The organism is Calothrix sp. CBUCES-K 9914, from assembly GCF_059640475.1.
This window is the reverse complement of record NZ_JBXXZH010000050.1, coordinates 37,001-44,427: the sequence shown is the minus strand read 5'-3', so window position 1 is coordinate 44,427 and position 7,427 is coordinate 37,001. Positions and strand designations below refer to the sequence as shown.

Here is a 7,427-nt window from a genome sequence, read left to right as displayed (position 1 = left end):
AAATCAGTTTGGGTTGCTTCCCGACTACCCCACCAAGCGATAATCAACCCACCCCCTAAACCACCCAAACCACCTAACAAAATACTCAAGGGTGATGGAAACACTCTGAGCAGCATAAAACCAGCGAGGAAAAATAACCAGTATTTCAACCCCGCATCAATTCCTTCTGAAGTCGCAACATTAGGTTGTTGAGGTCCACTTTTGTTCGCTTCGCTTATCCAACCAATTGTAAAGCCACCCAAAATACCTAGAAATACACTCCAGGCAGGTTGCCATCCAACCAGTAGCAAAATTAGCGTTAGAAACAAGCCAAATATTAGCTGGTTAGAAAAGTTCGGAGAAATCGGCAGCGGATTACTTTTTTTGTCTGGTGCCATGATAAAAAGGCTATAGGCGAATTACATCATCTAATTGTGCCGCTAGTGGTTGAGTTGTGTCCAAGATTTTTATATAACTTTTCTCACTAGCTGTAAATGCTTCTAATGATTGTAGCTGTGATGACAGCAAATTAACCGTTGCATCCGCTATATCCCCACTCCGATTATTCAACCGCTCACTAAGTACTTCTACTGGCGCCGTACACTGAATGATTTTAATTGGAATACCCTGAGTTGTTGCAGCGCTAATTGCATCACCGCGTAACTGTACACGGTCGTACTTCGCATCCAAAATCACATCATAACCTTGACTTGCTAACTTAACCCCCAATTCCAAAAGCCGCGCGTAAGTTTTTGTCGTCATCTCTGAAGTGTACAAATTACTACCACCACGTTCGTATAATGCCACACCCCCTAAGTGCTTGCGTACCGCATCTGAACGTAGGTGAATGGCGCCTATTTGCTTTGCTAAATAACGCGCGGTGGTACTCTTACCCGACCCTGACACCCCCGACATCAATATTAATTGTCCCTTCTGTTTGAGCGTATATTTCCACGCTTGAGTATAATATGCTGCCGCTGTTTTCGATGACTCTTCTTTAACTGCCACAGGTACTCCAGGGTCATCGAGTAAAAATGAAGTCACCTTCGCGCGTACATATGCTTGCCGACTCAAATACAAAGGCAATAACTCTAAACCTTCCCAATCACCAGTTTGCTCACAATAGGTATTTAAAAATATATTAGCTAAATCCTTACGCCCGCGCGCTTCCAAATCCATGATTGTAAACGCAACATCATACATCACATCAACGAAACGAAACGGTTCGTTGAATTCTATACAATCAAACAATAAAATTTGGTTGTGCCACAAACAAATATTCCCCATGTGTAAATCACCGTGGCATTCGCGGATAAACTGATTAGCGATGCGACTAGTAAATAATTCGCGGTTATTTGCAAAAAACTTATCGGTATACTCTTTAGTCTCGTCAAACTGCTGCTGTGTTTGGGGACCACCAATATAATTAACAGTTTGTTCGTAGTTTTGGTCAAATGCCTCTCGAACCGAAGCAACTTCCCCAAAGCTACTAATATAGTCGTTAGTCTCAGTTTTACTATGATAGAGTGCGACAACCCTTCCCAAATCTTCGATATACGATTCGTTAATTTTACCCGACTCGAACATCGTGCTAAATAACCCATCATCAGGAAACTGCCGCATCTTTAAGGCATATTCTACAGCCTCACCCGTGGCGCCGAGTTGGTATTGTGTACCTTCAAGATATATCGGCAACACCTCCAAATACAACTCCGCAGCACTTCGCTTGTTGAGACGCAGTTCCTCATTACAGAAATGTTGCCGTAATTCTAAAGTCGAATAATTCAAAAAGCCAAAATCCACAGGCTTTTTCAACTTATATACATAATCGCCCGTTAATAGAACATACGAACAGTGTGTTTGAATGAATTGTATTGGTTCCTTACACGGATGTGGATAGAACCCTGGTTGCTGCATTTGCTGTATTAATGCGGGAAGCGTTGTGTCAGACATAAGAATTTTTAGGATTTTAGAATTTTACAAACAAACAAATAAACAAACAAACAAGCGTCAGCTTAACAAAAAACCAGGGCATTACCCCTGGTCTATCTAATACTTCGTAAAAACTTCAAATAGTGGAAAATACAGATATGTTGTATCTTTATTAACCTTTACCTAATGAGAAGAAGCTCAAATGATATAATGTGCCTTTTGCAGGATGAGCTTGGACTTCCTTAATTACGGCATTTCCGACCCATTCTCCGTCAGTTATCTTGAGTTCGATTGGTGTATCATTTACGCGCGCTTTTCTGAGTAGAGTTTCAACGGTTTTAGTTTCAATCACAAGCGATACAGATTCAGTACCGTTGTGACCGTACAAATTAGCAGGTAATAATCCTGAACGACGTAAGGCATTAGGTTTGCTGCCTTCAGGTCGCTTTTTACATTCAACAGTCAATGGCATATCAATTTTGTTTTCGATTTTTGCAGCAAATCTTAGTGTAACAGTAGAAAGTGCTGAGTGCTGAGTGCTGAGTAAAAGTTGTTTGGTTGGGAGTGAGGAGTGAGGAGTTAGAAGTTAGGAGTTAGGAGTTATCACTCGCACTCTTTACTCAGCACTCAGCACTCTTTACTCAGCACTCAGCACTCTTTACTCAGCACTCAGCACTCTCTTATGCGCTAATTAATGAAACAGGTGTTCCATCAGGATGTAATAAAGCGCGTTTGGGGCCGTGAATAGGGTCTTCGAGAATAATTGTTTGGTCGCGACTGGCGCCTAATGACACAATAGCGATGGGGACTTCCATCAACTCAGCGAGGTATTTGAGATAGTCCTGCGCTTGTTTTGGTAACTCAGACCAGGAACGACAATCACTAGTTGACACATTCCAACCTGGCATGGTTTTGTAAACTGGACGGCAACGTGCGAATTTACGGGAACTTGACGGAAAATGCTCCGAAAGTTCTCCATCAATTTCGTAAGCGGTACAAACTTTGATTTCGTCGAGTTCGTCGAGAACATCAAGTTTTGTTATTGCCAAACAGTCCATTCCATTGATACGAACTGCGTAACGTCCAATAACTGCATCAAACCAACCACAGCGTCGTTTTCTTCCGGTAGTGGTGCCAAACTCTGCACCTTTAGCGCACAATAATTCTCCCATTTCGCCATCCAATTCGGTGGGGAATGGACCTTCACCAACGCGCGTTGTGTAAGCTTTTGCGACACCTATTACCCGGTCTATCATTGTTGGTCCCAAACCTGTACCGACACAGGCGCCACCTGCAACGGGGTTAGAGGATGTTACAAATGGATAAGTACCGTGGTCAAGGTCTAACAAAGTACCTTGGGCACCTTCAAACAAAATATTACGACGGCGGCGAATTGAGTCGTATATTTTTAACGAAGTGTCAACAACATACTGCCGTAAACGCTCGGCATAACCCAAGTATTCAGCAATAACGGATTCAGTATCTAACGGCGGTATATTATAGAGCTTTTCGAGAATGATATTTTTGTTGTTAATCGTCCAAGATAGCTGAGTACGCAATCCTTCGGGGTCAATCAGGTCTAACATCCTAATGCCTGTTCGCTCCGATTTATCAGCGTAAGTTGGACCAATACCACGACCAGTAGTACCAATCTTGTGACTACCTCTTTGTTCTTCGGCTGCTGTATCAATCAATCGATGATACGGCATTGTAACGTGTGCTGTCTCCGATATCAACAGGTTTTTAGCTGAAATTCCGAGACTTTCCAACTGGTCGAGTTCAGCGATTAAAACCTTGGGGTCAATCACCGTACCACAACCAATTATGCACTCTGTATTTGGATACAAAATACCAGAGGGAATCAAATGCAGTTTAAAGGTCTGACCTTTGACCACAATTGTGTGTCCGGCATTGACACCCCCTTGGTAACGTACTACTACATCTGCGGAGCGACTGAGTAAATCAGTAATCTTACCTTTCCCTTCATCGCCCCACTGGGCACCTATGACAATAACGTTAGCCAAGTGTCTATTTTAAGTTAATCTAAAGTTCCACAAACAACTATTATTACCAGTCGCTTTTCACAATGTCAAGGTTATACCACCACGTTCCAAAAAATTAATCTTTACTATTACAGGCGCCATTCTTAAATTCTAAACCAATTAATTTCTAGCACTTTGTGTGATTTATTGTAGGGTGCGTGACGCTACTATAATTTAAAAACGAAGCGCAATGCTAGTAGCGTCACGCACCTTTGTGTGATTTATTATAGTAGTAGCGTCACGCACCTTTGTGTGATGTATTATAGTAGTAGCGTCATGCACCCTAAAGTTCTGTGTCCTCTGTTGTAAAGAGATATACCAATAAATATATTTATCAGAGAATATTAACTTTTCCTCACCCAAATGTTACAGGTTGAACATAAAAGAGAATAAACTTTGAGTACCTTGATACAGCAAAAGCTTGATAAAAGTAGCTATTGTTATCTTCCCCCATTTCTGGGGTATCAACAGTCAAAGTTATCAAGGGTATGAAGAAGTTGTCTAAGCTTAAAAAACTAACGGCTGTTTTTGGGGCAGTATTCTTCGTTGTCATCATGAACGCCGTCATCTCCTACAGCACTACAGTAAAACTTTACCATCAGCATTCTATAAACGATTCTTTACAGGCTATTATTCAACTCGAACGAAGTTTAACAGCGTTCAATAACACCGAAACGTATTTTAGAACTTACTTAGTCACAAATAATCAAAAGTATCTAACAGCTTATCTTGCCTTCGTTGACCAAACCCAAGCCAGTCTCGAAAAGCTTCAAACATTATCATACGCAACAGATTTAGAGTATATAAATTTACTGAAACAAAAAATTGCTAATAGCTTTAAAACCTTTGATAGTAGAATTAAACTACAAAAAACTCAGAATCAAGATTTGAAATTAGCAACAGAAGAACTATTTGTAGAAGATATTCAAGCAGTAATTGAGAAAATCATCGCAAACTCAGAAAAGCAACTTCAAACACGTGTCAAAGCATCACAAATTAGTTTTGGAAGTACAATTACAGCTTTTTCGATTACCACACTCGGAAATATCGGGTTAATTGGTTTATTTTACTTCTTATTACGAAGCACCATCATACGCTTGAATTTGACAGAACAGCGATTAACCCAAAGTCAGAATCGTTATTTGGCACTTTGGAATGCAGGTGAGTGTATCGAGTTAATTGCCCAAGATACAACGCTCTTAGAGATAAATGCATCTGGAGTCAAAATGATGGAGGTTGATAGTGCAAACAAACTGCTTGGTCAACCACTTGGAATGAAGGTAGAGCAAGAGTATAAGGAAGCATTTGCTGCGTTACATGAAAGTGTGTGTCGTGGAAACTGCGAGACTTCAGAGTTCGAGATTGTTATCAGAGGAACACGTCGTTGGGTGGAAACTCACGCAGTACCATTACTCAATGAGTCAGATGGTACTTTCCTAAATTTATCTGTAACTCGTGACATAACTGCGCGTAAGCAATTAGAAGCACAGCTTTTACGTTTACAGCGTCTTGATACTATCGGTTCAAGTGTAACTGGTATTGTCCATGATTTGAATAATGTGCTTTCGGCGAGTCTTTTGTCAGCACAGTTATTAAAGATTAAATTACGTGATAGCGAATATCAGCAGCTGCTCAAAACTTTGGAGAACAACATCCAACTTGGCGCCAGCTTGGTCAAACAAGTATTATCATTTGCTCGTGGTAATCTTGATAAAACTGTCGTTGAGTTAACAACTGTACTTAGTGAGCTATCGCTGCTAATTACTCAAACGTTTCCCAAATCTATTACTTTTCAATCCACTGTATCGCCATATCTGGCGCCTGTGTTTGGAAACAGAACTCAAATACAGCAAGTCTTGATGAATTTGGTTGTGAACGCGCGTGATGCAATGCCACTAGGTGGTAAATTGACTTTAGCTGTAGAACAGATTCAATACGATTCATATCTTAGTCAAAATGTTAGTCAAAAGATCAATTGTGGCGCCAGTACAGGTGATTACATCTTGATTACAGTTATAGATACTGGAATTGGAATACCAGCATCGATAAAAGAGCGGATATTCGAGCCATTTTTCACGACCAAAGAAAATGGCAAAGGAACCGGCTTAGGACTTTCTACCACAAAAACCATCATTAATAATCATGGCGGATTTATCGATGTGGAAAGCATTGTCGGTAAAGGTACTTGCTTCAAAGTATATTTGCCTGCACAATCAGTAGATATCCCACATTCGTTTCAGCGACACCTCACTGCGGTTCCTCTTCATTAGTCTGAAGGGAATATAAACAAGGTTAAAAGGTGACTAAATTTACTTCACGAAAAATTATTCTGTGTATAGATTGCTTTTTACATTGTTCTTGTTAAGATTAGTGAAATTTAATTAATACATCTATCACACACAAATAAAGCTATGACTTTATACGCAGAATTACATCGGCATTTGGGAGGTTCAGTAGTACCTAGGGTTTTGTGGCGATATTTCCAACGTCACTCTGAGGATATGGTTGCCCGTTTTCAAGACTACCCCGCATTTGAAGAATTTTATACCAAGCCTCGTAATACCTTAGATGAATATCTGGAATTACACACGCTAGTTGAAAGCGTTCAAACTGTAGAAACTTTACCTTACTTCATTTACCGCTTACTTAGAGGCGCCTACATATTCGAGAATTTAGCCTACTTAGAACTACGTTATACACCCTATCTACGCACACCAGAACATCTAAGTCAATCAGAACGAATTGACAAAATGAAGGAAATCATTGAAGTTGTGGGTAAAGCGAGTCAAATTCCAGAGTATCCAATTGTAACGAGTCAAATATTGTGTATGCACGCGCGTTTACCGTATGAAGTAAACAAAGCAATAATAGACTTTGCAGCACAAAACAAAAACTTCGTCTGTGGGGTAGATGTAGCAGGAGGAGATAGCTACTACGCAGAAAGACTAGACGAGTGGGTTAAATTGTACGAGTACGCACTGTCAAACGAAGTAAAAACAACCGGACACCTTTATGAAACAACAGCAGGTTGTTACCCCGAACTCTTACCTTGTTTAATGCGTATCGGACACGGTATTCAAGTACCACTATTACACCCTGAATTATTACCCGAAATAGCAAAACGTGGACAATGTTTAGAAGTATGTCCAACAACCTACTTAAAAACGGGTACATTAGAAGACATCCGTCAATTAAAAACAGTATTTGACCGATGTTTTGAAGCAGGAGTAGATATAGCCATTTGTACAGATAACGCTGGGTTACATAACGTGCGTTTACCGTTTGAATACGAAAACCTGTTAACTTACGACATCATCAACTTCCAACAACTACAAGCGTGTCAAGATGCAGCGTTCAAACACGCTTTCGCATGGCCTTACGGTCAACGTCCAGCATCCCTACTCAACAGGATATTAAACTCACAACCACCAACACCAGTTCTCGCATAAACAAAGCATCAAAAACTTATCAGGA

General features: G+C 40.5%; 6 protein-coding genes. 2 read left to right on the top strand and 4 right to left on the bottom strand.

The genetic code is table 11. From position 1 onward, the window contains the following. From AC2JBO_RS14055 to AC2JBO_RS14040, 4 genes are all read right to left on the bottom strand, one after another. A partial coding sequence (locus tag AC2JBO_RS14055) for a hypothetical protein (protein WP_496954275.1) occupies nt 1-377 on the bottom strand: 377 nt, incomplete at its 3' end. Between the two features lie 10 nt (nt 378-387). Next, entirely contained in the window at nt 388-1,932 is a 1,545-nt protein-coding gene (locus AC2JBO_RS14050; RefSeq protein WP_496954274.1) for a bifunctional aminoglycoside phosphotransferase/ATP-binding protein, read from the bottom strand. A gap of 151 nt (nt 1,933-2,083) precedes the next feature. Further along, entirely contained in the window at nt 2,084-2,383 is a 300-nt protein-coding gene (gene rplY / locus AC2JBO_RS14045) for a 50S ribosomal protein L25 (RefSeq protein WP_496954273.1), read from the bottom strand. Nucleotides 2,384-2,591: 208 nt separating this feature from the next. After that, nucleotides 2,592-3,935: an adenylosuccinate synthase gene (locus AC2JBO_RS14040; RefSeq protein ID WP_496954272.1), complete on the bottom strand. Its 1,344-nt coding sequence runs from the start codon at nt 3,933-3,935 to the stop codon at nt 2,592-2,594. Nucleotides 3,936-4,441: 506 nt separating this feature from the next. On the opposite strand from AC2JBO_RS14040, the gene AC2JBO_RS14035 reads away from it, so the two are divergent. Then, entirely contained in the window at nt 4,442-6,223 is a 1,782-nt protein-coding gene (locus tag AC2JBO_RS14035) for an ATP-binding protein (protein WP_496954271.1), read from the top strand. Nucleotides 6,224-6,364: 141 nt separating this feature from the next. Beyond that, nucleotides 6,365-7,402, top strand: a complete 1,038-nt coding sequence (locus AC2JBO_RS14030; protein WP_496954270.1) for an adenosine deaminase — start codon at nt 6,365-6,367, stop codon at nt 7,400-7,402. The last annotated feature ends 25 nt before the right edge of the window (nt 7,403-7,427 follow it).